General features: G+C 70.3%; 24 protein-coding genes. 18 read left to right on the top strand and 6 right to left on the bottom strand.

The window, feature by feature from the left end; all coding sequences use genetic code 11:
- Position 1: 1 nt before the first annotated feature.
- A complete protein-coding gene (locus tag ACFVBH_RS08050; protein ID WP_379000805.1) occupies positions 2–2,068 on the bottom strand; it encodes an AMP-binding protein in 2,067 nt (688 codons plus the stop codon).
- Positions 2,069–2,369: 301 nt separating this feature from the next.
- Between ACFVBH_RS08050 and ACFVBH_RS08045 the strand changes: the two genes are divergently transcribed.
- Positions 2,370–3,905: an amidase gene (locus ACFVBH_RS08045; RefSeq protein WP_379000803.1), complete on the top strand. Its 1,536-nt coding sequence runs from the start codon at positions 2,370–2,372 to the stop codon at positions 3,903–3,905.
- A gap of 363 nt (positions 3,906–4,268) precedes the next feature.
- On the opposite strand, the gene ACFVBH_RS08040 is transcribed toward ACFVBH_RS08045, so the two are convergent.
- Positions 4,269–4,550 carry a hypothetical protein gene (locus tag ACFVBH_RS08040; RefSeq protein WP_379000801.1) on the bottom strand — a complete coding sequence of 94 codons (282 nt, stop codon included), beginning with the start codon at positions 4,548–4,550 and terminating at the stop codon, positions 4,269–4,271.
- Between the two features lie 25 nt (positions 4,551–4,575).
- Here ACFVBH_RS08040 and ACFVBH_RS08035 point away from each other — a divergent pair, with 25 nt between their 5' ends.
- Positions 4,576–5,073 (top strand): CGNR zinc finger domain-containing protein, encoded by a 498-nt coding sequence (locus tag ACFVBH_RS08035; RefSeq protein ID WP_379000799.1) that lies wholly within the window; start codon positions 4,576–4,578, stop codon positions 5,071–5,073.
- Between the two features lie 114 nt (positions 5,074–5,187).
- Positions 5,188–6,084 (top strand): NAD-dependent epimerase/dehydratase family protein, encoded by an 897-nt coding sequence (locus ACFVBH_RS08030; protein WP_379000797.1) that lies wholly within the window; start codon positions 5,188–5,190, stop codon positions 6,082–6,084.
- A 99-nt stretch (positions 6,085–6,183) separates the two neighbouring features.
- On the opposite strand, the gene ACFVBH_RS08025 is transcribed toward ACFVBH_RS08030, so the two are convergent.
- Positions 6,184–6,471 carry a YciI family protein gene (locus tag ACFVBH_RS08025; RefSeq protein WP_379000795.1) on the bottom strand — a complete coding sequence of 96 codons (288 nt, stop codon included), beginning with the start codon at positions 6,469–6,471 and terminating at the stop codon, positions 6,184–6,186.
- Positions 6,472–6,515: 44 nt separating this feature from the next.
- Positions 6,516–7,058: an amino-acid N-acetyltransferase gene (locus tag ACFVBH_RS08020; RefSeq protein WP_354987135.1), complete on the bottom strand. Its 543-nt coding sequence runs from the start codon at positions 7,056–7,058 to the stop codon at positions 6,516–6,518.
- Positions 7,059–7,177: 119 nt separating this feature from the next.
- Between ACFVBH_RS08020 and pgsA the strand changes: the two genes are divergently transcribed.
- From pgsA to ACFVBH_RS07950, 14 genes are all read left to right on the top strand, one after another.
- Complete coding sequence (gene pgsA, locus ACFVBH_RS08015) at positions 7,178–7,855, top strand: CDP-diacylglycerol--glycerol-3-phosphate 3-phosphatidyltransferase (protein ID WP_379000793.1); 678 nt, start codon at positions 7,178–7,180, stop codon at positions 7,853–7,855.
- Entirely contained in the window at positions 7,845–8,372 is a 528-nt protein-coding gene (locus ACFVBH_RS08010; RefSeq protein ID WP_379000790.1) for a CinA family protein, read from the top strand. The genes pgsA and ACFVBH_RS08010 overlap by 11 nt, the downstream gene beginning before the upstream one ends.
- 82 nt (positions 8,373–8,454) lie before the next feature.
- Entirely contained in the window at positions 8,455–8,934 is a 480-nt protein-coding gene (locus tag ACFVBH_RS08005) for a helix-turn-helix transcriptional regulator (protein WP_354987137.1), read from the top strand.
- Between the two features lie 183 nt (positions 8,935–9,117).
- The gene (locus tag ACFVBH_RS08000) at positions 9,118–9,933 is read left to right on the top strand and encodes a PspA/IM30 family protein (RefSeq protein WP_379000788.1); all 816 of its coding nucleotides are present in this window, start codon (positions 9,118–9,120) and stop codon (positions 9,931–9,933) included.
- Positions 9,934–9,963: 30 nt separating this feature from the next.
- Positions 9,964–11,607 carry a hypothetical protein gene (locus ACFVBH_RS07995; protein WP_379000786.1) on the top strand — a complete coding sequence of 548 codons (1,644 nt, stop codon included), beginning with the start codon at positions 9,964–9,966 and terminating at the stop codon, positions 11,605–11,607.
- A 254-nt stretch (positions 11,608–11,861) separates the two neighbouring features.
- The gene (locus tag ACFVBH_RS07990; protein WP_354987139.1) at positions 11,862–12,038 is read left to right on the top strand and encodes a hypothetical protein; all 177 of its coding nucleotides are present in this window, start codon (positions 11,862–11,864) and stop codon (positions 12,036–12,038) included.
- Positions 12,039–12,182: 144 nt separating this feature from the next.
- On the top strand, positions 12,183–13,124 hold the full coding sequence (locus tag ACFVBH_RS07985) for a zinc-binding alcohol dehydrogenase family protein (RefSeq protein ID WP_379000784.1): 942 nt from the start codon (positions 12,183–12,185) through the stop codon (positions 13,122–13,124).
- Between the two features lie 110 nt (positions 13,125–13,234).
- Entirely contained in the window at positions 13,235–14,395 is a 1,161-nt protein-coding gene (locus ACFVBH_RS07980) for a sugar ABC transporter substrate-binding protein (protein ID WP_379000782.1), read from the top strand.
- Between the two features lie 34 nt (positions 14,396–14,429).
- Positions 14,430–15,203 carry an ATP-binding cassette domain-containing protein gene (locus tag ACFVBH_RS07975; protein ID WP_379000780.1) on the top strand — a complete coding sequence of 258 codons (774 nt, stop codon included), beginning with the start codon at positions 14,430–14,432 and terminating at the stop codon, positions 15,201–15,203.
- Positions 15,200–16,639, top strand: a complete 1,440-nt coding sequence (locus tag ACFVBH_RS07970) for a sugar ABC transporter permease (RefSeq protein ID WP_379000778.1) — start codon at positions 15,200–15,202, stop codon at positions 16,637–16,639. Before ACFVBH_RS07975 ends, ACFVBH_RS07970 begins: the two co-directional genes overlap by 4 nt.
- A 64-nt stretch (positions 16,640–16,703) precedes the next feature.
- On the top strand, positions 16,704–17,855 hold the full coding sequence (locus ACFVBH_RS07965; protein WP_354987144.1) for an ROK family protein: 1,152 nt from the start codon (positions 16,704–16,706) through the stop codon (positions 17,853–17,855).
- Positions 17,856–17,912: 57 nt separating this feature from the next.
- Entirely contained in the window at positions 17,913–18,623 is a 711-nt protein-coding gene (locus ACFVBH_RS07960) for a PIG-L deacetylase family protein (RefSeq protein ID WP_379000776.1), read from the top strand.
- Between the two features lie 82 nt (positions 18,624–18,705).
- Entirely contained in the window at positions 18,706–19,869 is a 1,164-nt protein-coding gene (locus ACFVBH_RS07955) for a nucleotide disphospho-sugar-binding domain-containing protein (protein WP_354987146.1), read from the top strand.
- A gap of 10 nt (positions 19,870–19,879) precedes the next feature.
- Positions 19,880–20,071 (top strand): DUF3046 domain-containing protein, encoded by a 192-nt coding sequence (locus ACFVBH_RS07950; RefSeq protein WP_379000773.1) that lies wholly within the window; start codon positions 19,880–19,882, stop codon positions 20,069–20,071.
- Between the two features lie 15 nt (positions 20,072–20,086).
- Here the strand turns inward: ACFVBH_RS07950 and ACFVBH_RS07945 are convergent, their stop codons facing one another.
- Positions 20,087–20,641 carry a CGNR zinc finger domain-containing protein gene (locus ACFVBH_RS07945; RefSeq protein WP_379000771.1) on the bottom strand — a complete coding sequence of 185 codons (555 nt, stop codon included), beginning with the start codon at positions 20,639–20,641 and terminating at the stop codon, positions 20,087–20,089.
- A 133-nt stretch (positions 20,642–20,774) separates the two neighbouring features.
- On the opposite strand from ACFVBH_RS07945, the gene ACFVBH_RS07940 reads away from it, so the two are divergent.
- Positions 20,775–21,227, top strand: coding sequence for a nuclear transport factor 2 family protein (locus tag ACFVBH_RS07940; RefSeq protein WP_354987149.1), 453 nt, complete (start codon positions 20,775–20,777; stop codon positions 21,225–21,227).
- A gap of 128 nt (positions 21,228–21,355) precedes the next feature.
- Here the strand turns inward: ACFVBH_RS07940 and ACFVBH_RS07935 are convergent, their stop codons facing one another.
- Complete coding sequence (locus ACFVBH_RS07935) at positions 21,356–22,759, bottom strand: MFS transporter (protein ID WP_379000768.1); 1,404 nt, start codon at positions 22,757–22,759, stop codon at positions 21,356–21,358.
- Positions 22,760–22,766: the final 7 nt, after the last annotated feature.

The raw sequence follows: 22,766 nt of genomic DNA, 5'->3' as shown, positions 1-22,766 counted from the left end.
GTCAGCGTGCCCCCACCGAGGTGTCCGCGGCGGTGATGTGCCCGGCGATCGCCTCGATCATCGTCGCGATCGAGGTCGCGTCCCACATGAGTTCCGGCGGGAAACGCTTGCCGGACCAGGACTCCAGGTGTTCGTGCAGGGTCATCTGGTCCAGGGAGGCCAGCCCGAGTTCGGAGAGCGAACGGGACTCGTCGAGTTCGCGGTCGCCCGGGTGTTCGGCGAACCAGTCCCGGGTCGCGGAGAGCAGGCCCTGCTGCACGAGCGCGCGCATCGAGGGCATCCCCGACGAGCCGGATTCGGTTGTGGCGGTATTTGTTTCGGCGACAGTGTTGGTTTCCGAAGCCATGTCGGCCTCCCATCGGTAGACCTCGCTGAGCGCACCCGCGAGGTAATCGGTTCGACATTGCTGCCGGCGGAGCTTGCCGCTGGTGGTCCGGGGCACCGTGCCCTCGGTGATGAGCACGATCGCGCTCGGCGCGATGCCGTGCGTGCGTGCGACGGCGTCGTGGACGGTCGCGACCAGACGTTCGGGGTCGAGATCGCCGGCTCGTGGCTCGGCCGCCACCACCAGGCTCTCCTGGCCCGCGCGTTCGACCGCGAACGCGAGAACCGCCCCGGCGCGCAGGGATTCGTCGCAGTTCACCACCGTGGCCTCGAGATCCTCGAGGTAATAGTTGACGCCGTTGACGATCATCAGGTTCTTGATACGACCGCAGATGTAGAGCTCGCCCCGATGGAAGAAGCCCAGGTCTCCGGTGCGCAGGTACGTGCGGCCGTCGTCGGCCCCGGTGACACGAGCGCGGAAGACCGCGGCGCTCTCCTCGTCCCTGTTCCAGTAGCCCGGCGCGACGATCGGGCCGCTGGCCCAGATCTCACCGATCTCGCCGTCCGGCACCCGCACGCCGGATTCCGGTGTGACGATGGCGATTTCGGTGGGCAGCGTGGAGGTCCCGCAGGCGACGAGCTCGGTCGCGGGCGACATGCCGCCCGGAACCACCTTGCGCCGGCCCAGCGCCTCGTTGTCGAAACGGGTCGCGACGTAGGGCGCGGCCGAGGTGCCCGAGGCCAATTTCAGGGTGGCCTCGGCCAATCCGTAGCCCGGGGTCACCGCGGTGGGTGGCAGGCCGTGCGGCAGGAATGTCTCCTGGAAACGGTCGAGCGTCGCCCTGCGCACCGGCTCGGCGCCATTGCTGACCATGCGCCAGGAGCTCAGGTCGAGCGCGGCTCGTTGTTCGGGGGTGGTTTTGTCCGCGCACAGGTCGAACGCGAAATTCGGTGAGCCACTGTGCGTTCCGCGATAGGTGGTCACCGCGTCGAGCCAGCGGATCGGATTCTTGACGAAGGTGGCGGGTGCCATCAGTACGGCTCGGATGCCGCTGTACACGGGCAGCAGCACGCCGCTGACCTGGCCGAAGTCATGGAAATGCGGCAGCCAGGAGACCACCGTGCTGTCGGTGTCGATGCCCCAGGTGTACGCCAGTTCCGCGCACTGCTGGAGCATCATCCGATGGGTGATGATGACGCCCTTCGGGGCCGAGGTGGAACCCGATGTGTATTGCAGATAGGCGATGTCGAAAGCGTGTGGAGTGAATTCGGAAATTGAATCCGGGGCGGCCTCGAAAGAATCCGAGGCAATTCGTGGAAGACCTTCGAGATATGTCTCTCGCGGCGCTTCGCGCATTCCGGACAGTATTGCCGAGGTGCTGATGACCACGCTCGCCGCGCAGTCGCGAGCTACTTCGTCGATGTGATCCAAGCGTGCGCGTTGGGGTGGAAAGAGTGGTACTGCGATCACGCCGGCGTACAGGCAGGCGTAGAACGAGATGACATATTCGAGACCCGGCGGATGCAGCAGCAGCGCTCGATCTCCGGGTGAATATGTGCTGTTCAGATGGTGTGCCAGCGCCTTCGCGCGCTGGTCGAGTTCGCGATAGGTGAGTGCTTCGGACGCACGGCCCCCGTCGTCGAGAAATTCGAATGCTGCTTCCTCGCCATTCGTGGTGGCACGTTCGCCCAGCAGCTCGATCCAGTTTTCGAATGCGGCGGACTGAATTGACGCTGAATTCATCGACTACTACTCCCGTTGGTCCCCCCAAACGGAACTGAAGACTTCGCCACGAAACTGCACTGCTGCGTCGGAGATGCAATGTGGGGATTGAAATCCGAAGCCGACGTTAGACGAGGCGGAGAGGTCCGTCAACCGATGGAATTTAAATTCGAAAATATGACATCCATGTTAACTGGGCTCGGAAACCCCCCGCACGCTGCGGGTTTAGTGCATCCGAAGTGCTTGTGTTGCAACATATTCGACTAGTATTAACCTGAATACCCTTCATCTTCAGCATGTTTCAGAGATAGCGTGTGTGAGCATGTCCGATTTCTGTGACTCAGATCTGGTCCTGCTCCCCGCCGCCGAGCTCGCACAGCGGATCCGCGGCCGGCGCGTATCGCCGGTGGAGGTGGTCGAGGCGTACCTCGCGCGCATCGACGCGGTGAACCCCGAACTCAACGCCTACGTCAGCGTCTCGGCCGACACCGCGCGCGAGGAGGCGAAGACGGCCGAGCGCGAGCTGAGCGAAGGCCGGTTGCGCGGGCCGCTGCACGGCGTCCCGATCGCGATCAAGGATTTGTTCGACTTCCAGCAGGGCGTGCCGAACACCTTCGGCGTCAAGGAGTTCGCCGGCTATCTCCCCGAGGAGACCGCGCCGCACGTCCAGCGGCTGCAGCGGCTCGGGGCGATCATCCTCGGCAAGACGAACACCCCCGAGTTCGGGCACAAGGCCACCACCGACAACCGCCTGTTCGGGCCGACCGGCACCCCGTTCGCGGCCGATCACAACGCGGGCGGCTCCTCGGGCGGCAGCGCCGCAGCGGTCGCCGCCGGTCTGTGCGCACTGGCCCAGGGCTCAGACGGCGGCGGCTCGGTGCGCATCCCGGCCGCGCTGTGCGGCGTGGTCGGGCTCAAGCCCAGCTACGGACTGCTGGCCGGCGTGGTCCGGCCCGACGCGTTCTTCGCCTTCAATCCGTTCATGGGCAACGGCCCGCTGACGCGCACGGTCGAGGACTGCGTGCTCATGTTCGAGGCCATGGCCGGCTTCGACGCCCGCGACCCGGGCAGCGTGCCGCTCCCGGCGCGCTCCTACCGCGAGGCCCTGTTCACCCCGGCCGCGGGCCTGCGCGTCGCCTATCTGCCCACCCTCGGCGGGTTTCCGGTGGCCGCCGATGTCGCCGCCGTCATCGAGACCGCCGCTCGCACCCTCGAATCCGCGGGCGTCGTGGTCGAACAGCCCGAGTTCGCCCTGCCCGCCGCGCACACCGAGGTCACCGATCTCTGGCTGCGCTACACCGGCTCGGCGATGATCGGCCTCATCGAGACCTTCCGCGACTCCGGCCTCGACCTGCGCGCGGTGTCCTGGGAGAACCTGCCACCGCAGCTGCGGGCCGCCGCCGACCGCGCCGAGTCCTTCTCCGTCGCCGACACCCGGCGCGACCAGTTCCTGCGCACCGCGATCTTCGACGCACTCGCCGCGGTCCTCGAGAACTACGACGCGATCATCACCCCCACGACGGGCGTGGCCGCCGTGCCCAACGCCGCCGACGGCTGGACCGTCGGCCCGACCGAGATCGACGGCGACCCCGTGGACCCGGTCCTGGGCTGGTGCCTGACGCACCCCTTCAATTACACCGGCGGCCCGGCCATCTCGGTCCCCGCGGGCCTGACCCCCGACGGCTTCCCGGTCGGCCTTCAGATCGCGAGCCGCCGCTTCCGCGACGACACGGTCCTGACCCTGGCCGCCGCGTTCGAGCGCGTCGCCCCCTGGCACGACCGGCTGCGGTTCCCCCGCTGGGATTCGAACGACAAGGGCCTCACGGCGGCTCCGTCGCTACGTGCCGGTGCCGCATGAGGATTCGCGCGGGTTCGCCTCTCGGTGGTGCTGCGCACGGTCGCGAAGGTGCCGCCGATCGACCAAGGTGACGGTGCCTTTCGAGCTGCTCGCCCGTGCGGCCCGCCGGCTGGTCGTGCCGCACGTACCGGCCGCGGGTCGGCAGCGCCGCCTATCTCTCGGCGACGGTGCGACCACCCGACCCGGAGGCGCAGCCGCCGCGGCCGAGCTCGGTGCCGGCGATGGTGGTCGGCCCGGTGGTAGTGCGGATTGTCGAGTCGTCAGCAGCGTCGCCTGTCCCTCGGTGATGGTGTGGCTGCCCGGCCGGGTGCTGCCGCGGCAGCGGTCGGTGCCGGCGAGCGGTCGGCCCGGCTGCAGCGCGGCCTATCTCTCGGCGACGGTGCGACCACCCGACCCCGAGGCGCTGCCGCGGCCGGGGTCGGTGGCGGTGATCGTGGTCGGCTGGGTGGTAGCGCGGATTGTCGAGCGGGCGGGCGCGCCGTCGGACTCCGGCTCGGTGAGGGTGCTGCGGCCCGCGGTCGCGAGCACGGCGTCGTGCTCCTCTATCAACCACTTGCCGCAGACGCATCGCAGGTAGCGGACACTACCGTGCGTGGACACGAGGGCCGGGGCGGGCCAGGAGCAGGCGGGGCAGGTGGCGGTCATGTGGCCAGCCTGATGTAATGGGCTAGTGCATTTCAACCCTTACGGCGGCGCGGCGGTCGAGCTCGCCGTCCGGTTGGTCAACGCGCCGCAGGACCAGGACCTGACGCAGCTGCTGATCGAGTCCGACTACCGGCCCTTCGTGCCCGTCACCCCCGCGCAGGAGGTCGAACTCCGGCGCTGGATACGGGAACTCGACGCGGTGTTCCGCGCGCCCTCGGTCGAGCTGCTCAACGCGCTGCTGGCCAAAACCACCAGCCGCCCGTACATCTCGACCCATGACGGCAGGAGTCCGCATCTGCACTACTCGCAGGAGACCGCGCCCGTCGACGAGCGCGTCAAGGCGTACACCGCCTTCGGCCTGGCCGCCCTGTTCTGCGAGACGCCGACGCGGATCGGCTGCTGCGCCCGCGAGTCCTGCGACATCGTGTTCGTGGACACCTCCAGGAACGGCAGGCGCCGGTTCTGCTCCACCCGGTGCGCCACCCAGGTGCACGTCGCCGACCACCGCCGCCGCGCGTCCTGAGCCGGGTCGCGGCGACTCGCCCGCGCGGGCCGATGACGCGGCGCTGCCGATCCCGCAGCACCGCGACCCCCACCCGGCATCGGCGGGACCGTTCCCGCCTGCAAGGGTTGCGGCGTGCGAATACTGGTGACCGGCGCGGCGGGATACCTGGGGCGCGAGGTCGTGCGAAAGCTCGCCGTCGCCGGGCATACGCCGATAGCTATGGTCCGAGCGGGATCCGGGGAGATCGCCGGGGCGGGGGAGACCCGGTACGCGGACCTGGCCGATGCCGCAGCGCTGCGGGCGGCCGTCGATGGCGTCGACGCGGTGTGCCATCTGGCGGGACTGGCCCGCGCCCGGGAGTCGGTGACCGACCCGCTGCCGTTCTTCCGGGTCAACACCGAGGGCACCGTCGCGCTGCTGGAGGCCATGGCGGGCGCGGGCGTCGAGCGCCTGGTCTTCGCGTCCACCGGGGCCATCTACGGCACGCCGGAGCGTCAGCCCATGGGCGAGGACTGTCCCGACGCGCCGCCGCATCCCTACGCGAGCAGCAAGCTCGCCGCCGAATACGCGATCGAGGCGCAAGCCCGGGCCGGGGCGCTGGGCGCGATCGTGGTGCGGCTGCTCAATGTGGCCGGCGGTGCCGACCCGGACCCGACGCGGCTGCTACCCCGGACGCTGGCCGCCGCCCGCGAACGATCGGCGTTGCGAATCAACGGCGACGGCACCGCGGTGCGTGACTACCTGCACGTCCGGGACGCGGCCGCCGCGTTCGCGGCCTGCCTGGAACGGGTCCCCGCGGCGGGGGAGTGCACCCGGTACAACATCGGAAGCGGCCGGGGCACAAGCGTTCTCGACGTGGTCGCGGCGGTCGAGCGGGTGACGGGACTGGCGGTGCCCGTGGTGCACGGGCCGCCCGCCGCCGAACCCGCGGCCCTGATCAGCGATCCCGCCAAGGCCCTGGCCGAACTCGGCTGGTCGCCCGGCCGGTCGACCATCGACGACATGATCGAGGAAATGGCGGCGAGCTGACGGGCCGCATCGCCTCGGGCCGCCGCATCCGACCGGCGATCACCGCGCGTATCGCCCGATGACACCGCACCTCGCGGCGGTAACCCGCGCCGACTCCGCCTACTCCTCCGAGAACACGCCCATGACGGGCAGCCATTCCACGGCCCGCTTGTCCTCGATCAGCCCGAGCTTCGCGAACGGGTCCTGCGGCAGCAGGTCGGTGACGAACTGCAGGCTCTCCGCCCGGAACAGGATCAGCGCGCCGGTGCCGTCGGGGTAGGGGCCGCTGGTCAGGATCGTGCCCTGATCGACCAGGTTGTTGAGCCAGGCACGATGCTCGGGACGGTTCTCCAGGCGCGCGGCGGCGGTGGCGTCGGTGTAGACGTAGTGGACGGCGAAGATCGGCACGGGTGTCGCTTTCTCGGTCGAATGGCTCTGTGGGAACGAATAGTTCAGAGGGTCAACAGCATTCGGGTGTTGCCGAGCGTATTCGGCTTCACGAAGCTCAGATCGAGGAACTCCGCGATGCCCTCGTCGTACGAACGGCACATCTCCTCGTAGACCTCGGCGGTCACGGGGGTCCCCTCGATCTCGGCGAAACCGTGCCGGGCGAAGAAGTCCACCTCGAAGGTCAGCACGAACAGCCGGGACAGCGCGAGCTCGCGCGCGACCTCGATCAGCTGCCGTACCAGCAGGTGCCCGGCCCCGGTGCCCTTGATGTCGGGCCGCACCGCGACTGTGCGCACCTCGCCCAGATCCGCCCACAGCACATGCAGCGCGCCGCACCCGATCAGTTCGCCGTCGCGTTCGGCGACCCAGAACTCCTGGATCGACTCGTACAGCGTGACCAGGTTCTTCTCCAGCAGGATCTTGCCCGCGTAGAAGTCGATCAGGCGTTTGATGCCGGGCACATCAGAGGCTCGGGCGCGACGGACGAGCGGCGCCGAGGCCGTCGTTCCGTCCGCAGAACCGCTGTGGGGTGCCCGTGTTGTCATGGGGTGCACAGTAGTCGGCCCGCGTACCGATAGGCTTGGGGTGTGTCGTACTTCCAACCCCTTCCGATACCGGATAACTCCGGGAACCATGGCCGCTGCCGCGGCCGGTGGGGGTGCTGGTGACGGTGCAGCGCGATGAGGTGGAAGGTCGCTGGGCAGATGCCGCTCCAGCGAGATCCGGATTTGCCCCGGCTCCCCGGACCGAACCGGGCGCGGTAGAGCCGGCGGCGGTCCCGCTGATGAACATCGCCAATGTGCTGACGGTGCTGCGCATCGTGCTCGTTCCGATCTTCCTGGCCGCGCTGTTCGCCGGCGACGGGCACGATCCGCGCTGGCGCTGGGGTGCGGCCGCGCTGTTCGGCATCGCGGCCATCACCGACCGCATCGACGGTCAGCTGGCCCGCAAGTACGGCCTGGTCACCGACTTCGGCAAGCTCGCGGACCCGATCGCCGACAAGGCGCTGATCGGGGCCGCCCTGATCGGCCTGTCCATGCTGGGCGATCTGCCCTGGTGGATGACGATCGTGATCGTGGCCCGCGAACTGGGCGTGACCCTGCTCCGCCTGGCCGTGGTGCGCCGCGGCGTCATTCCCGCCGGGCGCGGCGGCAAGCTCAAGACGCTGGTGCAGTCGGTCGCGATCGCGGTGCTGTTGCTGCCGCTGTCCGGCGGGTTCGAGTCCGCCGGAATGTCTTTGATGTATCTGGCCGTGGCGCTGACCGTGGTCACCGGCCTCGACTACGTGGTCCAGGCGGCCCGGCTCTGGTTCGGTTCGCCCGGCGGCAGCCGTGCGGCCTGAGCTCGACTCGGCCCCGAATCCCGGATCGTTCGATCCACTCACCTCCGCCGTGCCCGCCGCCGATCTGGTCGCGGCGCTGACCGCCGCCCGGCTCACCGTCGCCACCGCCGAATCGCTCACCGCGGGGTTGCTGGCCGCCGCCATCGCGGGAATTCCGGGCGCGAGCGCGGTGTTGCGGGGTGGGCTGATCGTGTACGCCACCGATCTGAAACACGACCTTGCCGGTGTGAGTACCGATACTCTCACCAGCGATGGCCCGGTTGCCGCGAGTACCGCCGAACAGCTGGCCGTCGGGGCCAGACTGCGCTGCGGCGCGGACTGGGGAGTGGGGCTCACCGGTGTCGCGGGCCCCGATCCGCAGGACGGTCGCGAGGTCGGAACTGTGTTTCTCGGACTGGCGGGTCCGGACGGTACCGCGGTCATCCGGTTGAAACTGTCGGGCGACCGGTGGACGATCAGGGTGGGCGCGGTCCGTGCGGCGATCACCGAGCTCGTCCGGAGTATTCGGGGCGGGTGAGCAAAGCCGGGAACGCAAGCCCGACGCCGGGCGTTGTCCAGTCAAACGCTGGGTCCGGCGAGACGAGTGTGAGGAGAACGAGATGACGCTGCTGCGAGAAGCGATCGGGGAAAGCCTGCGGCGTGCTCGTGTCGCCCAGAGCCGGACCTTGCGTGAGGTCTCCACCTCCGCGCGAGTGAGCCTGGGCTACCTGTCGGAGGTGGAACGCGGGCGCAAGGAAGCGTCCAGTGAGCTGCTGGCGGCCATCTGCCAGGCCCTGGATCTGCCGCTGTCACAGGTGCTTTTCGATGTGAGCGCCGCCATGGCCGACGCCGATCGGGCCCAGGGTCGCAAGACCCCGGCCGAATCGCTGTCCGCGGCCGCGACGCCCGCTCCTGCGGGTGCCGCACGCCGGGCCGAACCGGTCGCCGCCGGTGCCAAGACCCCCGCTGCCTCGGCGAATGCCAAGATTTCGACCGCCCGCAAGGGTGGGTCGGCCCGTCGCGGGGACGGCGGTTTCGGCCCCCGCATCGTCATTCCGGCCCCCAAGTCGGACCGACTGGTGCTGGTGGCCGCGAAGTGAACGATGTGCGCTGGAGCCGAAAGGGATAAATTCTCTGTAGGCTTCGTGCCGGAGGCGTCGCGCGGCCGCGAGTTCTCGGGTCGCTGCCGCGCAGTGGAGAAGTAGGGACAACCGGGTGCGTGACGGTCGCGCACTATGCCGCGCGGCAGCGCGCGGCATGTCAGATGGAGGCGGGATCAATCGATGGCTAATCCGTTCGTGAAGGCCTGGAAGTACCTGATGGCCCTCTTCGATTCCAAGATCGAGGAGCATGCGGATCCGAAGGTTCAGATCCAGCAGGCTATCGAGGAGGCCCAGCGGCAGCATCAGGCCCTGTCGCAGCAGGCGGCGTCGGTGATCGGTAACCAGCGCCAGCTGGAGATGAAGCTCAACCGCCAGCTGGACGAGGTCGAGAAGCTCAATGCCAATGCGCGCCAGGCGGTTCTGCTGGCCGATCAGGCGTCGGGCGCGGGCGACACCGAGAAGGCGATCCAGTACACCAACGCCGCCGAGGCGTTCGCGGCGCAGCTGGTCACCGCGGAGCAGTCCGTCGAGGATCTGAAGGTGCTGCACGACCAGTCGCTGCAGGCGGCCGCGCAGGCCAAGAAGGCCGTCGAGCAGAACGCCATGCTGCTGCAGCAGAAGGTCGCCGAGCGCACCAAGCTGCTGTCCCAGCTCGAGCAGGCCAAGATGCAGGAACAGGTGTCCGCCTCGCTGCAGCAGATGGATTCGACCCTGTCCGCCCCCGGCTCCACCCCGAGCCTGGACGCGGTCCGCGAGAAGATCGAGCGCCGCTACGCCAACGCGCTCGGTTCGGCCGAGTTGGCGCAGAACTCGGTGCAGGGCCGCATGATGGAAGTACAGCAGGCGAGCATCCAGATGGCCGGTCACAGCCGTCTGGAGCAGATCCGCGCCTCGATGCGCGGTGACGCGCTGCCCGCCGGCGGCGACCAGCAGGCCGTCCCGAACCCGGCCGCGGCGCAGCCGCAGATCAACAAGGGCCAGGCCGCCCAGCAGTAGGCAGGCGCGGCACCGAAAGGCGTTGGAGTGATGGGGAGATCGCGGGCCGACAAGGACCCCGCGACCTCCCCTGCGCGTTTTCCCCGCCTGACCCGCACGAAGAAGGCTCCGGCCCCCATCCCCGGCTTCCCGACCCTGCTGGAAGCCAATTCGCCCGCCGCGCAGGCGCCCGCTCGCGAAAGCGACTCGCCCGCGCCGGGTTCCGCGCACGTCTCCGCTGACGGCGCATCCGCTCCGGCGCCGGACCAGGCGCACGTCCCCGCCCCGGCCCATCCGACCGAACCACTCACGCACCCCGGCGCGACCCCCACTCGTCGCTATCCCGCCGGCTTCGATCCCGAAAACCCTTCCACGGCAAGCGATTATGCGCATCCGCCGGAGCGGCCCGCCGCGCGGGCCGCGCGCCCGCCGCACGCTCCGCCGGGTGCGGACACCGCCGACCGGCAGCGTCGGCCCGGACCCGAGGCCACCCACGGTCCCGCCCCCGTGACGGGCCGGCGAGGGGACCCCGCCGCTCGCGAGCGTCGTTCGCGGGACAGGAACGCGAGCGCAGGGCAGGCCCCGGCCGACCGCGGTTCCGTACCGGCGGGCGGTCCGCCGCAGGGCGGCACGTACCGGACTCCGCCCGCACCGGCGTACCCGTCGGCCGCCGCCGGGTATTCCGAGCCACAGGTGTCGTTCGGCGACGTCCGCCCGCGCTTCGGTGAAGGACCCGGCGCGGGTGATGCCGCCCGGGCATGGCCTCCAGCGGCCGATCCCGGGCGCGACGCGCCTCCGGCCGGCGCGCGATACGGGCTCGACGCGGGTGCCGCTGTCGGTGGCAAGCGCGGCAGGCGTGAGCGGGCCACGCAGGCGGCTCGAGACTTCCTGGCTCCCACCGGCGTCGAGCCGGAGGAGCTGGCGCAGCGGCTGCCCGACACCCTGCGCGGGGTGGGGGAGCAGGCGCTGGTCGCCGTGCGCAAGTGGGCCGATCCGCGTGAGCGCGAGCTGCGCAGGCGCAGGCGCTCGCGCCGGCGCAGCTTCCGGCTCGGCACCGCCTCGGGATTGACCACCGCGGGGACCGTTGGGCTGGTGTTGATTTCGGCCCCGGCCTGGGCGGTGATCGTGGTCGGCGGCGGAGCGGTCGCACTGGTGACCGGCGCCGCGGTGACCACCCGCCGCTATCTGCAACTGCGCAAGGAACCGCTGCCGCAGGCCGCGTTCGTTCCGCGCAAGCTGCCACCCGCGCGTTCGGCCGCCCGGGCCTCCATCGCCCGGCTGGTGCGCGCCGAACGCGCGCTGCACGGCCTGATCGGCCAGATCGCCAAATCCCAGCGCCTGCTCGCCGACGACCTCACCGACACCGTCGACACCGCCGCCTCGGGCGCGGCCGCCCTGCACGCGCTGGCCGCCGACGTGGTCGCCATGGAGAACGCCGCGGGTGCGCTCGGCCCGCGCAATTCCCCACTGGGCGAGCACATCACCGCGGTCTCGGTGCGCCTGGACGGCGGCGTGCTCGAATTCGAGGGCATGGTCGCCGCCGCGGCGCGCGTCCTCGCGGTCCCCGAAAGCGCCCCGCTCGCCGACGATCTCGGCTGGGCCACCCTGCACCTGCGCGATGCCGCCGACCGCCTCGACGGCTGGGCCCAGGCCCTGACCGAGCTGGCCGACGGCCGCTTCCGCGCCGGCCCCTGATCCCCCCGGCCCGCTGGGCTCGGGGTGCTCAGGCGCCCGCATCGCCCGCGTCCTCCGGTGGACGGGCTGTGGGTCGGTCCGTCGAGTCCGGCCCCTCGATCGGGATCTGGGCCGGGTCAGGGGGTGTGGGTGGGAACCCTGAACTTTCCCGGATATCGGGTGTGACCTGGTGCTTTTCGGTTGGTGGGCGGCCAGTATGGATGTTGTCGGATCGCGCTGACGGCGGTTCGGAGACATCTCCGGGAGGATTCACCATGTTGTGGAAGATCATCGGCGTCGTCGCGGTCGTCTGGATCGCGCTCGCCATCATCGGTGCGCTGATCAAGGGTCTGTTCCCGATCCTCATGATCAGCCTGGTGGTGTTCGGCCTGTACCTGCTCTACAAGGCGGTTTCGGGCTCGAACGACAAGTCGCCGCTGAGCAAGCTGTGACGGGCAGCCGCTGAGCGAGCCGTGATGCACGGCCTCGGCGGTGGCGCACCGGGTGCGCGTGGCCGCGGGTGGGCCGTCCGGATTTCCGGGCGGCCCACCGGTGTGCGGGGAATCGATTGCCGCGGGGCGGCGCTACGTTGAGGTATGACAATCGCTATCGTCGCCACCGCCTACGGTGGCCCCGAGGTACTGGCCCCGCTGGAGATCGAACTTCCCGATCCGGGCCCGGGCGAGGTCAGCGTCGAGATTCGTGCGGCGGGCGTGAACCCCTTCGACTACAAGCGCTACAGCGGCGCGTTCGGCACCGATTCGAGCGCCCTGCCGATCCGGCTCGGCTCGGAGTCGTCCGGGGTGGTGACCGCGGTCGGTCCGGACGCGGTCGGGCCCGCGGGTCCGGTGCGGGTCGGGGACGAGGTGATCGTGCGCGGGGGCGCGTACGCCACCGCGGTGACCGTGCGCGCCGACCGGGTCGTGCCCAAGCCGCTGGAAATCGGCTGGGAGGTCGCGAGCGGTTTGCTCGTGGTCGGTGGCACCGCCGTTCATCTGCTCACCGCCACCGCCGTCGGTCCCGGTGACACCGTGCTGGTGCACGGCGCCGCGGGCAGTGTCGGTTCGCTGGCCGCGCAGCTCGCGGTGGCGCGCGGGGCACGGGTCATCGGCACCGCCTCGCCCGCGCGGCACGACCGGCTGCGCGCCTACGGCGTCGAACCGGTCGCGTACGGACCGGGATTGGCCGATCGCGTCCGCGAACTGGCGCCCCGGGGCGTCAGTGCCGCGATCGACACCGCGGGCACCGACGAAGCCGTGGACGTCTCGCTCGAGCTGGTCGCCGATCGCTCCCGCATTGCCACCATCGTCGCCTTCGGCCGCGCCGCGGAGTCCGGCTTCCAGGCATTGGGCGGCGGACCGGGCGCGGACCCGGGGACCGAGATCCGCAATGACGCCTGGCGCGAACTGATCCCGCTGACCGCCGCCGGAAAGCTGGATCTGGTGATCAGCGCGACCTATCCGCTGGCCGAGGCCGCCGACGCGCACCGGTTCGTCATCGGCGGACACGCCGGTGGGAAGGTTGTTCTGCTGCCCTGATTCGTCGAATCGCCCCGTCGGGGTGACCCCGTTCGCATATGTTGTTGCCCACAACATATAGCTCGCGCACGGCCGCAATCCGGTGGCCGCCGCTCGAAAGGGTCACCCTGATGAGGTCGAAAACCCCGCTCCCGCAGTTGTATCCGGGCCGTTCCCGAGCCCGCCGCAAACACGCGTTCTTCGCCCTGGCGCTGGCCGGGGTGCTCACCGTCTCGGCCTGCGGCTCCAATTCCAGCTCCGACGACACCCCCGAATCACCGTCCGGCGGCGGCGCCAACGGCACCGTGGGCGTCATCCTGCCCGAGACCGCCACCTCCGCCCGCTGGGAATCCTTCGATAAACCCATGCTCCAATCTGCCTTGCGCGCAGAGGGTTTCGATGCCGACGTGCAGAACGCGCAGGGCGACGTGCAGAAGTTCAGCACCCTCGCCGACGGCATGATCGCCAAGGGCGTCAAGGTGCTCATCATCGCCTCGATCAACAGCGAGGTCGGCGGCGCGGTGGCCGCCAAGGCCAAGCGCGCCGGCATCCCCACCATCGACTACGACCGCCTCAATCTCGGCGGATCCTCGGACTACTACGTGTCTTTCGACAACGTGCGGGTGGGCGAGCTCCAGGGCCAGGCGCTGATCACCGCCCTGAAGGACAAGCCGGGCGCCCAGGTCGTCGAGATCGAGGGCGCGCCGACGGACAACAACGCGACTCTGTTCCATGAGGGGCAACAGAAGGCGTTGCGTCCGCTGTACGACTCGGGCGCGCTGAAGCTCGTGCGCAGCCAGGCCATCGACGGCTGGGACAATCAGAAGGGCGGCAGCACCTTCGAGCAGATCCTGACCGGCAACGGCGGCAAGGTGGACGGCGTGGTCGCCGCCAACGACGGCCTCGCGGGCGCGGTGATCACCGTGCTCAAGAAGAACGGTCTCAACGGCAAGGTGCCGGTCACCGGCCAGGACGCCACCGCCGACGGCCTCAAAGCGATTCTGCGCGGGGACCAGTACATGACGGTGTTCAAGCCGATCCGCGACGAGGCCCAGGCCGCCGCGAAACTCGCCGTGGCCCTGGCCAAGGGCGACACCGCGGGCGCGGACGCGCTGGCGCAGGCGGTGAGTCAGGATCCCAAGGGCAAGCGCACGGTGAAATCGGTGCTGCTGACCCCGCAGACCGTGACCCGCGCCGAGGTCAAACAGGTGACCGACGCCGGATTCGTCAAGCCCGCCGATATCTGCGGCGGGGATCTGCAGGCCGCCTGCGCCGAACTCGGCATCTCCTAGTTCCGGCCATCGCTCGCTGACAAGGAAGCACGACGTGACCGAGCCGCTACTCCGAATCACCGGTCTGAACAAGAGTTTCGGCCCGGTGCACGTACTCCATGATGTGGACTTCGCCGTGCCGGCGGGGGAGGTGACCGCGCTGGTCGGCGACAACGGCGCGGGCAAATCCACACTCGTGAAATGCGTCGCGGGCATCCACCCGGCCGACTCCGGAGAGATTCGCTTCCGGGGCGAGCCGGTCCAGGTGAAAGCGCCCAAAGACGCTGCCGCACTGGGCATCGAGGTCGTCTACCAGGATCTGGCCCTGGCCGACAATCTCGACATCGTGGCCAACATGTTCCTGGGCCGCGAACGCGGGAGACCGTGGCTGCTGGACGAGGCGAGTATGGAGGAGGCGGCGCGGCGCACGCTCGCTTCGCTGGGCGTGCGCACCGTGAAATCGGTGCGCACGCCGGTGGCGGCCCTGTCGGGCGGGCAGCGGCAGACCGTGGCCATCGCCAAGGCGGTGCTGTGGAACAGCGAGCTGGTGCTGCTGGACGAGCCCACCGCCGCCCTCGGCGTGGCCCAGACCAGGCAGGTGCTGGATCTGGTGCGGCGCTTGGCCGAACAGGGTCTGGGCGTGGTGCTGATCAGCCACAATCTGGCCGACGTCTTCGAGGTCGCCGATCGCATCGCGGTGCTGTACCTGGGCCGCACGGCCGCGCAGGTGCGGACCGCGGAGGTCACCCATGCCCAGGTGGTCGAATTGATCACCGCGGGTCGCTCCGGCGATCTCGGCCTGGCTCGGCCCGAGGCGGTGGCGCTGTGAACGAACAAGCGGCGGAACAGGGTTCGGTGACCCTGCGCAAGACGGATTCGGCGGTCGCCGATTTCGGGATAGACACCACCACCCTGTCCACGGCGGAGGCCGTGCGCGACTATCTCGCGCGCCTGCGCGCCGGGGAGATCGGCTCGCTGCCCGCGCTGCTGGGTCTGGTGGCGCTGGTGGTCCTGTTCTCGGTCCTGTCCGATGTCTTCCTCTCGCTCAACAACATCGCCAACCTGCTCGCCCAGGGCGCGGGCCAGACGATCATCGCGATCGGCATCGTGTTCGTGCTGCTCATCGGCGAGATCGACCTCTCGGCGGGCACCGCCTCGGGGGTGGCGGGCGCGGTGCTGGCCATGCACTACGTGGAGAACGGAAACCTGCTCTCGGGCATGGGATCCACCGTGTTCTTCCTGTTCATCGCCATGCTGGTGCTCGCGGCGCTGCTGGCCGGTCTGCTGCGGATCTGGCCCGGGGTCGCGTTCTCGCTGCTCGGGGTGCTGATCACGGTGCTCGGGCTGGCCGCGAACCCGTGGGTGGAGATGGTGCTGGCGGTCTGCGTCGGCGTCGGAATCGGCTGTGTCACCGGCTTTCTCATCGCGAAGATCGGGATGCCGTCCTTCGTCGTCACCCTGGCCCTGTTCCTGACCTGGCAGGGGGTCATCCTCCAGCTCATCGGCGAGGGCGGGGTGCTGGGCATCAGCTCCTCACCCGTGCTGGACAAGGTGGCCAACGGCAACCTGTCCACGGTGGGCAGCTGGGCGCTGTGCGTGGTGGCGGCGGGCGGCTACGCGGCGGTCACCCTGGGCGGGCAGCTGCTGCGGCGACGGCGCGGGCTCGTGACCCCGCCCACGCCGCTGGTGGTCGCGAAGGTGCTGGCGCTCGGCGTCTTCGCGATCGGCGTGACGGCCCTGCTGACCATGAATCGCTCACCGAGTGAGCTGATCGAGATCTCCGGTGTGCCCTACGTGGTCCCGATCGTGCTGGTCCTGCTGGTGGCCGGTACGTACGTGCTGACTCGCACGACCTACGGCAGGCACATCTGCGCGGTCGGCGGCAACGCCGAGGCCGCGCGTCGGGCGGGTATCAACGTAACCCGTTTGCGGGCAAGCGTTTTCGTCATCTGCTCGGCGTGCGCCGCCGTCGGCGCGATCGTCTACTCGTCCAAGGTGGGCTCGGTGGATCCGCAGGCGGGCGGGCTCAACACCCTGCTGTTCGCGGTCGGCGCGGCCGTGATCGGCGGCACCTCGCTGTTCGGCGGCAAGGGCCGGGTGGCCGACGCGGTGATCGGCGGCGCGGTGCTGGCGGTGGTGTCCAACGGGCTCGGTCTGCTGAGTCAGCCGGCCGCGGTGGTGTCCATCGTGACCGGTCTGGTGCTGCTGCTGGCGGCGACCGTCGACGCCCTGTCCCGCCGTCGTACGGCGGTGGCACGGCGATGAGGGCGGGCGTACCCGTGCCGGGCGGGGCCGCGGTGGCCCGCGCGGTAGTGGTATTGCTTTCTCCATGACCGTCGCCCGACCGGACGAGGTGCGCCGCTTCAACCGGTCGAGCCTCCTGCGCCTGCTGCATACCGGGGGCCCGGCCACGCGCGCGGCGCTGGCCGCCGCCCTGGGCCTGAATCGTTCCACCATCAAGATGCTGGTGGACGGGCTCGCCGCGGGCGGGCTGATCGAGGAGCGCGTGCCGCGCCTGGCCCGGGGCGCGGGCAGGCCCTCACTGCTGGTGCTGCCGCAGCCGCACGCGGCCGCGGTGCTGGCGGTCGACGTGCAGGCCGAACGGGCCGCGATCGCGGTCATCGGATTCGGCGGCCAGATCCTGGGCCGCAACAGCTGGAATCTGCATGGGCGGCAACGGGAACCGGAAGAGGTGATCACCCATGTCGCCGAGTCCGCGGCACTGCTCACCGGCGACCTCGGGATCTCGCCCATGGCGGTGGGGGTGTCGGTGCCGGGTGTGGTGCGCCGCGCCGACGGGCTCGTGCACGCGGCGGTCGATCTCGGGTGGTCCGAGGTGGCCCTGGGCAAGCGATTGAGTACGGTGCTGGAGCTACCCGTGGTGGTGGGCAACGACGCCGAATTCGGTGCGCTGGCAGAACATGTGCGCGGTGCGGGTCGCGGTGCGAACGACACCGTGTTCGTCTCCGCCGATGTGGGGGTGGGCGGCGGACTGATCGCGCAGGGTGCGCTGTTGCGCGGGGCCGCGGGCTATCTGGGCGAGATCGGCCATATGAGCGTGCGCCCCGACGGCCGCCCGTGCCACTGCGGCAATACCGGCTGCTGGGAGACCGAGGTCGGCGAGGCGGCGCTGTGCCGCGCGCTGGGCCTGCCCGGCTATGGTCCACGCGGGGTGATCGTGGCCGAACTGCGTGCGCTCCAGGACAACTGGGAGCCCGCGTTGCGCGACTACCTGGATTGGCTCACCCTCGGTCTGGTCAACGTCGTCAACATCCTCGGCCCCGAACTGGTGGTGCTGGGCGATCTGTTCACCGCGCTGCCCGATGCGGCCGTCGCACGGGTCGGTGCACAGGTGCGCGGGCGCAGCATGGTCAGCCGCGCGATCGGCGGCGTGCGGATCGAGAAGTCCGGGCTGGGACCCGATCTCAAGCTGCTCGGTGCGGCCGAAGCGGCGTTCGGTGACGTCCTGGCCCGCCTGTGAACGCGTCGTGACCTCGAAGAGTGTGCGCTCGCGCCCGGACAGCGGTTGAATTCTGATATGGAACAGCTTCCCGAGGATTGGCAGCGCGGCCTGGTCATCGTCGCGCACCCCGATGACATCGAATACGGCTGCGCCGCCGCGGTGGCCCGCTGGACCGCGCAGGGCAAGGACGTGCGCTACCTGCTCGTCACCAGCGGCGAGGCCGGTATCGCGGGCCTGCCGCCCGCCGAATGCGGGCCGCTGCGCGAGGACGAGGAACGCGCGAGCGCCAAGGTGGTCGGCGTGAGCGCGGTCGAGTTCCTCGGCTACCCGGACGGGCGCGTGGTCGAGAGCCTGGAACTGCGCCGCGATCTGGCCGCCGCCATTCGCAGGCATCAGCCGGAACTGGTGGTGCTGTTCAACTTCGGGGATATCTGGGCGCGCGGCTACGCCAACAGCGCCGATCACCGCGCCGTCGGGCGCGCGGCCCTGGACGCGGTCTCGGACGCCGGCAACGAGTGGATCTTCCCCGAGATCGCCGATCTGCCCCGGCATTCCCCGCGCTGGGCCGCGGTGGCCGGGGTCGCTGACGGCAGCCACGCGGTGGACGTCAGCGATCACATCGAGCAGGCCGTCGAATCGCTCACCTGCCATCACCGCTACCTCGCGGCGCTGAGCGACGAACCGGTCGCCGACCAGGCCAGGGCGGTGCTGGAGATGACCTCCGGGCCCAAGGAGGGCTTCGCGGCCGCGCGGGCGGTCGCCTTCGAGCTGTATCACTTCGGCTGAGTTACCGCCTCGCGATCCCCGGCGGCGCGACACCGGTGGTGTTGGTGCCGCCGTTCCAGGCGAGATATGACACCCTGGGCGCGTGCGAGTAGCAGTGGTGGCCGGGCCGGATCCCGGACATGCCTTTCCGGCGATCGCCCTGTGCGTTCGATTGCTGGCGGCGGGCGACGAGCCGGTGCTGTTCACCAGCCCGCGCTGGTTCGACGCCGCGCGCGACGCCGGGATCGGGGTGCGCCGGCTGAAGGGCCTGGCGCCCCGGGCCGGGGACGACGACGCCGACGCCGGGGCCCGGATTCATGAACGGGCAGCGCACATCTCGACCGAGATCCTGCCCGATCTCAGCGCTATGCTGCCCGAGTTGGTGGTCTCCGACGTGCTGACCGCCGGCGGCGGCATGGCCGCCGAACGGCTCGGGCTGCCGTGGGTGGAGCTCTCACCGCATCCGCTGTACCTGCCGTCCAAGGGCCTGCCGCCGATCGGCAGCGGGCTCGCCGCGGGCGCGGGCGTGCGGGGCCGGGCGCGCGATTCGGTGTTGCGCACGCTGACCGCCCGCGACATTCGGCGCGGCGAGGCCCAGCGCGGTACCGCCCGCGCCAGTGTCGGTCTGGCGGCACAGGATCCGGGCCCGGCGGCCCGGCTGGTGGCGACGTTGCCCGCGCTCGAGGTGCCGCGCCCGGACTGGCCGGAGAACGCGCACCTGGTCGGCCCGCTGCTGTGGGAGCCGACCAAGGACGTGCTGACGCTGCCGCCGGGGTCCGAGCCCCTGGTCATGGTCGCCCCCTCGACCGCGCACACCGGCGTCGCCGACATGGTGGAGACGGTGCTGACGGGTCTGGACGGCGCGGGAGTGCGCGTCGCGGTGTCCACCCTGGACACCCCGCCCGCGGATCTACCGGCCTGGGCCACCGCGGGTTTGGGCCGTCAGGACGAGCTGCTGCGGCACGCCGCGGTGGTCATCGGCGGTGGCGGGCACGGGTTGCTGGCCAAATCGCTGCTGGCGGGGGTGCCGCTGGTGACGATTCCGGGTGGCGGCGATCAGTGGGAGCTGGCCAATCGCGCCGCGCGCCAGGGCAGTTCGATCCTGGTCCGCCCGCTGACCGCGGAGGCCGTGCGGGACGCGGTCGCCCGGGTGCTCGCGGAGCCGTCCTATCGGGCCGCCGCGCGCTCGGCCGCGGCCGGGATCTCGGTGGTCTCCGATCCGGTGCGGGTGTGCCACGACGTGCTGGCGGCCGCGCGCCTAGCGTAGGCTCGCGGCCGTGCGATTGACGGAATTCCAGGAGCTCTTGCATACCGAATTCGGTTCGGCGCGCGGCGATGCGCTGTTGATCGACCACGTGCTGCCGTCCATGGGACGCACGGGCGCGCAGGCCATCGAGTCGGGCGTGGACCCGCGGGTGGTGTGGCGGGCGCTGTGCGCGGAGTTCGACGTGCCGCGCGGACGGTGGTGACCCGGCCCTGACGGGTCAGTCCTCGGACCGGGTCTTCTTCGCGTAGTGCCTGGTCGCCTTGGCCCGGTTGCCGCAGGTCAGCATGGAATGCCAGCGCCGGGTGCCGTTCTTGGACGTGTCGTAGAAGTACAGCACGCAGTTCGGGTGCGCGCACTGCTTGATGCGTTCGGGCGCGACGCCCCACAGTCGCAGCAGATCATCGGCGGCCAGCCAGGCCGGCAACCAGCGCGCCTGCCCGACGTCGGGGAGGTCGGCGGGCCCGTCGGCGGTGAGCCTGCGGCGCACGCGGCCGTGGTCCAGGACGGCGTTCAGCTCGTCGAAGGAGCGGTCGCGCACGGTGTTCGCGATCGCCTCGCGGGCGGTGAGCAGGGCCCGCAGCGTGGGCTCGTCGGCCGGCGCGGTCAGGGCGTTCTCGGCCAGCCACTGCCGCAGGCCGTCCACGTCGGTGAGCAGGTCCTGCGGTCCGTCGGGGGAGATCCAGCGGGTATTGAGCAGGTCCAGGGCGAGGGGTTCGCCGAGATGCGGGCGGGGAACGAGCACGACTGAGGGTAACGGGCATGCGGCGAGCATCGCGGGATCACCACCTTTCTAACCTGTCATCTTAGTTACAGGGGTTGACGCGGGAGCGTCGCTCGATCTAATTTCTAACCTGTCAAACAAAGAACAACTGTTAGTTCTTCCCGTTCCAGAGACAGGACGCGCCATGCGACCACCACTGCCACCCTTCGATCTGGACTCGGCGAAAGCCAAGGTGCGGGCTGCCGAGAACGCGTGGAACAGCCGCGATCCCGAGACCGTCGCCAACGCCTACACCGCGGATTCGGTCTGGCGCAATCGCGAGGAGTTCCTGACCGGCCGCGCCGAGATCGTGGACTTCCTGAAGCGCAAATGGTCCGTCGAGAACGGTTACGCCCTGCGCAAGGAACTCTGGGGTTTCCGGGAGAACCGCATCGCCGTGCGCTTCCAGTACGAATGGCACGACGAGGCCGGGCAGTGGTGGCGCAGCTACGGCAACGAGCTGTGGGAGTTCTCGCCCGAGGGGCTCATGTCGCGCCGCGAGGCCAGCATCAACGACACCCGGATCGAGGAATCCGAGCGCCGGATCTTCGGCCCGCGCAGCGCCGAGGACGCGGAATGGGAGTTGCCGCTGCGGTAACTTCGCGCGACGGGTTGAGTCCGGGCGCGCCGAGGATCATGATCGATAGGAGCATCCCTGCTCTGGTTGCGCCCGAGCCACAGCGGTTTTCAGGTTCCCGGTACCCCACTGTGGCCGGGCGCGCCGATTCAATCGACCGGAACCGGTTCGGGCCGCGCGGTCATCGTGGTCTCGGCCCGGCGGAACAGTGCGAACGCCGCCGCCCCGAATCCGATGCCGACCGCGCCCGCCACCACCAGCGCGGTATCGAGACCGGCGACGAAGTCCGTGCGCGGCAGCGGCTGCCCGTCCCCGGCCGCGCCGCGGAACACCGTGCCCAGCACCGCGACTCCCAGTGCGAGACCCAGTTGCCGGGCGGTGTTCACCGCGCCCGCCGCGATGCCCGCCTGCTGCGGCGGCACGGCCGCCATACTCGTCGACACCAGCGCCGGGGCATTGACGCCCGCGCCCGCGCCGATCACCACGAAGCCCGGAATCAAGGCCGTCCAGGAGGATTCGGGCCCGATGAGGGTGAGCAGCCCCGCGCCCGCGCCGATCACGATCAGGCCCGCGCCGATGGTCCAGGCCGGTGCGGCGTCGTGCAGGATCCGCCCGGTCGCCCCCGCGACCACGAACGCGGTGATCGCCATGGGCAGCATGGCCAGGCCGGTGTGCAGCGGCGACAGGTTCAGCTGCTGCTGCAGCCACAGCGAGATGAGCGGTGACGCCGCGAACGCGGCGAATGTCTGCCCGGACGCGCCGAACAGCGTCGCCGAGAACGTGCGGTTGCGCAGCAACGCGAGCGGGAACATCGGTGCGGCGGTGCGGGATTCGATGACCGCGAACACCGCGAGCGCGCCGGCGCCGAGCAGCAGCGCGGCGAGCGCGAGGCCGTCGCCCCAGCCGTCTTCGCCGCCGCGGATGATGCCGAAGGTGAGTCCGGTCGCCGCGGTGGTGAAGGACAGCATGCCCGGCAGATCCGAGCCGCGGCCCGGAAGTCGTTGCGAGGCCGGGAAAGCGAGGACCGACAGGGCGATGGTCAGCGCGGCGACCGGCAGATTGACGTAGAAGATCCAGCGCCAGGACAGCAGATCGGTGAGCACGCCGCCGAGCACCACGCCCAGTGCGGCCGCCGCGCCGCCCACCGCGCCCCACGCGCCGAAGGCGATGCCGCGGTCGCGGCCGGTGTAGGTGGCGTGCAGCAGCGACAGGGTGGTGGCGAACATGGCCGCGCCGCCCACGCCCTGCAGCACCCGGGCGACGATGAGAATGCCGGTGCCGCCCGCCATTCCGCAGGCGAGTGACGCCAGCGCGAACAGGGTGAGCCCGGCCAGGTAGACGGGTTTGGCCCCGATCCGGTCCGCGACCGAACCCATGGCCAGCAGCAGCGCCGCCAGCGCCAGCGCGTAGCCGTCGACGATCCATTGCAGGCCCGAGAGCCCCGCGCCGAGATCGACGGTCATATCGGGGAGCGCGACATTGACGATGGTGACGTCGATGAGCAGCATGAGCGTGCCCAGGCACGCGGCGTACAGCGGAAGCCATTTCCGCACGGGAACC

This window comes from Nocardia sp. NPDC057668, from assembly GCF_042799795.1.
Classification (GTDB): Bacteria; Actinomycetota; Actinomycetes; order Mycobacteriales; family Mycobacteriaceae; genus Nocardia.
The sequence above is the reverse complement of the archived record's forward strand: the minus strand, read 5'-3'. Positions and strand labels throughout refer to the sequence as shown.

Excerpts from the sequence above, each read along its gene's own strand:
- ACFVBH_RS08020 (WP_354987135.1), bottom strand. The coding sequence starts at position 7,058 with ATGACAACACGGGCACCCCACAGCGGTTCTGCGGACGGAACGACGGCC.
- ACFVBH_RS07945 (WP_379000771.1), bottom strand. The coding sequence starts at position 20,641 with ATGCTCGCCGCATGCCCGTTACCCTCAGTCGTGCTCGTTCCCCGCCCG.
- ACFVBH_RS07980 (WP_379000782.1), top strand. The coding sequence starts at position 13,235 with ATGAGGTCGAAAACCCCGCTCCCGCAGTTGTATCCGGGCCGTTCCCGA.
- ACFVBH_RS08040 (WP_379000801.1), bottom strand. The coding sequence starts at position 4,550 with ATGACCGCCACCTGCCCCGCCTGCTCCTGGCCCGCCCCGGCCCTCGTG.
- ACFVBH_RS07985 (WP_379000784.1), top strand. The coding sequence starts at position 12,183 with ATGACAATCGCTATCGTCGCCACCGCCTACGGTGGCCCCGAGGTACTG.
- ACFVBH_RS07990 (WP_354987139.1), top strand. The coding sequence starts at position 11,862 with ATGTTGTGGAAGATCATCGGCGTCGTCGCGGTCGTCTGGATCGCGCTC.
- ACFVBH_RS07995 (WP_379000786.1), top strand. The coding sequence starts at position 9,964 with ATGGGGAGATCGCGGGCCGACAAGGACCCCGCGACCTCCCCTGCGCGT.
- ACFVBH_RS07960 (WP_379000776.1), top strand. The coding sequence starts at position 17,913 with ATGGAACAGCTTCCCGAGGATTGGCAGCGCGGCCTGGTCATCGTCGCG.
- ACFVBH_RS07940 (WP_354987149.1), top strand. The coding sequence starts at position 20,775 with ATGCGACCACCACTGCCACCCTTCGATCTGGACTCGGCGAAAGCCAAG.
- ACFVBH_RS07965 (WP_354987144.1), top strand. The coding sequence starts at position 16,704 with ATGACCGTCGCCCGACCGGACGAGGTGCGCCGCTTCAACCGGTCGAGC.
- ACFVBH_RS08005 (WP_354987137.1), top strand. The coding sequence starts at position 8,455 with ATGACGCTGCTGCGAGAAGCGATCGGGGAAAGCCTGCGGCGTGCTCGT.
- ACFVBH_RS08000 (WP_379000788.1), top strand. The coding sequence starts at position 9,118 with ATGGCTAATCCGTTCGTGAAGGCCTGGAAGTACCTGATGGCCCTCTTC.
- ACFVBH_RS08045 (WP_379000803.1), top strand. The coding sequence starts at position 2,370 with ATGTCCGATTTCTGTGACTCAGATCTGGTCCTGCTCCCCGCCGCCGAG.
- ACFVBH_RS08050 (WP_379000805.1), bottom strand. The coding sequence starts at position 2,068 with ATGAATTCAGCGTCAATTCAGTCCGCCGCATTCGAAAACTGGATCGAG.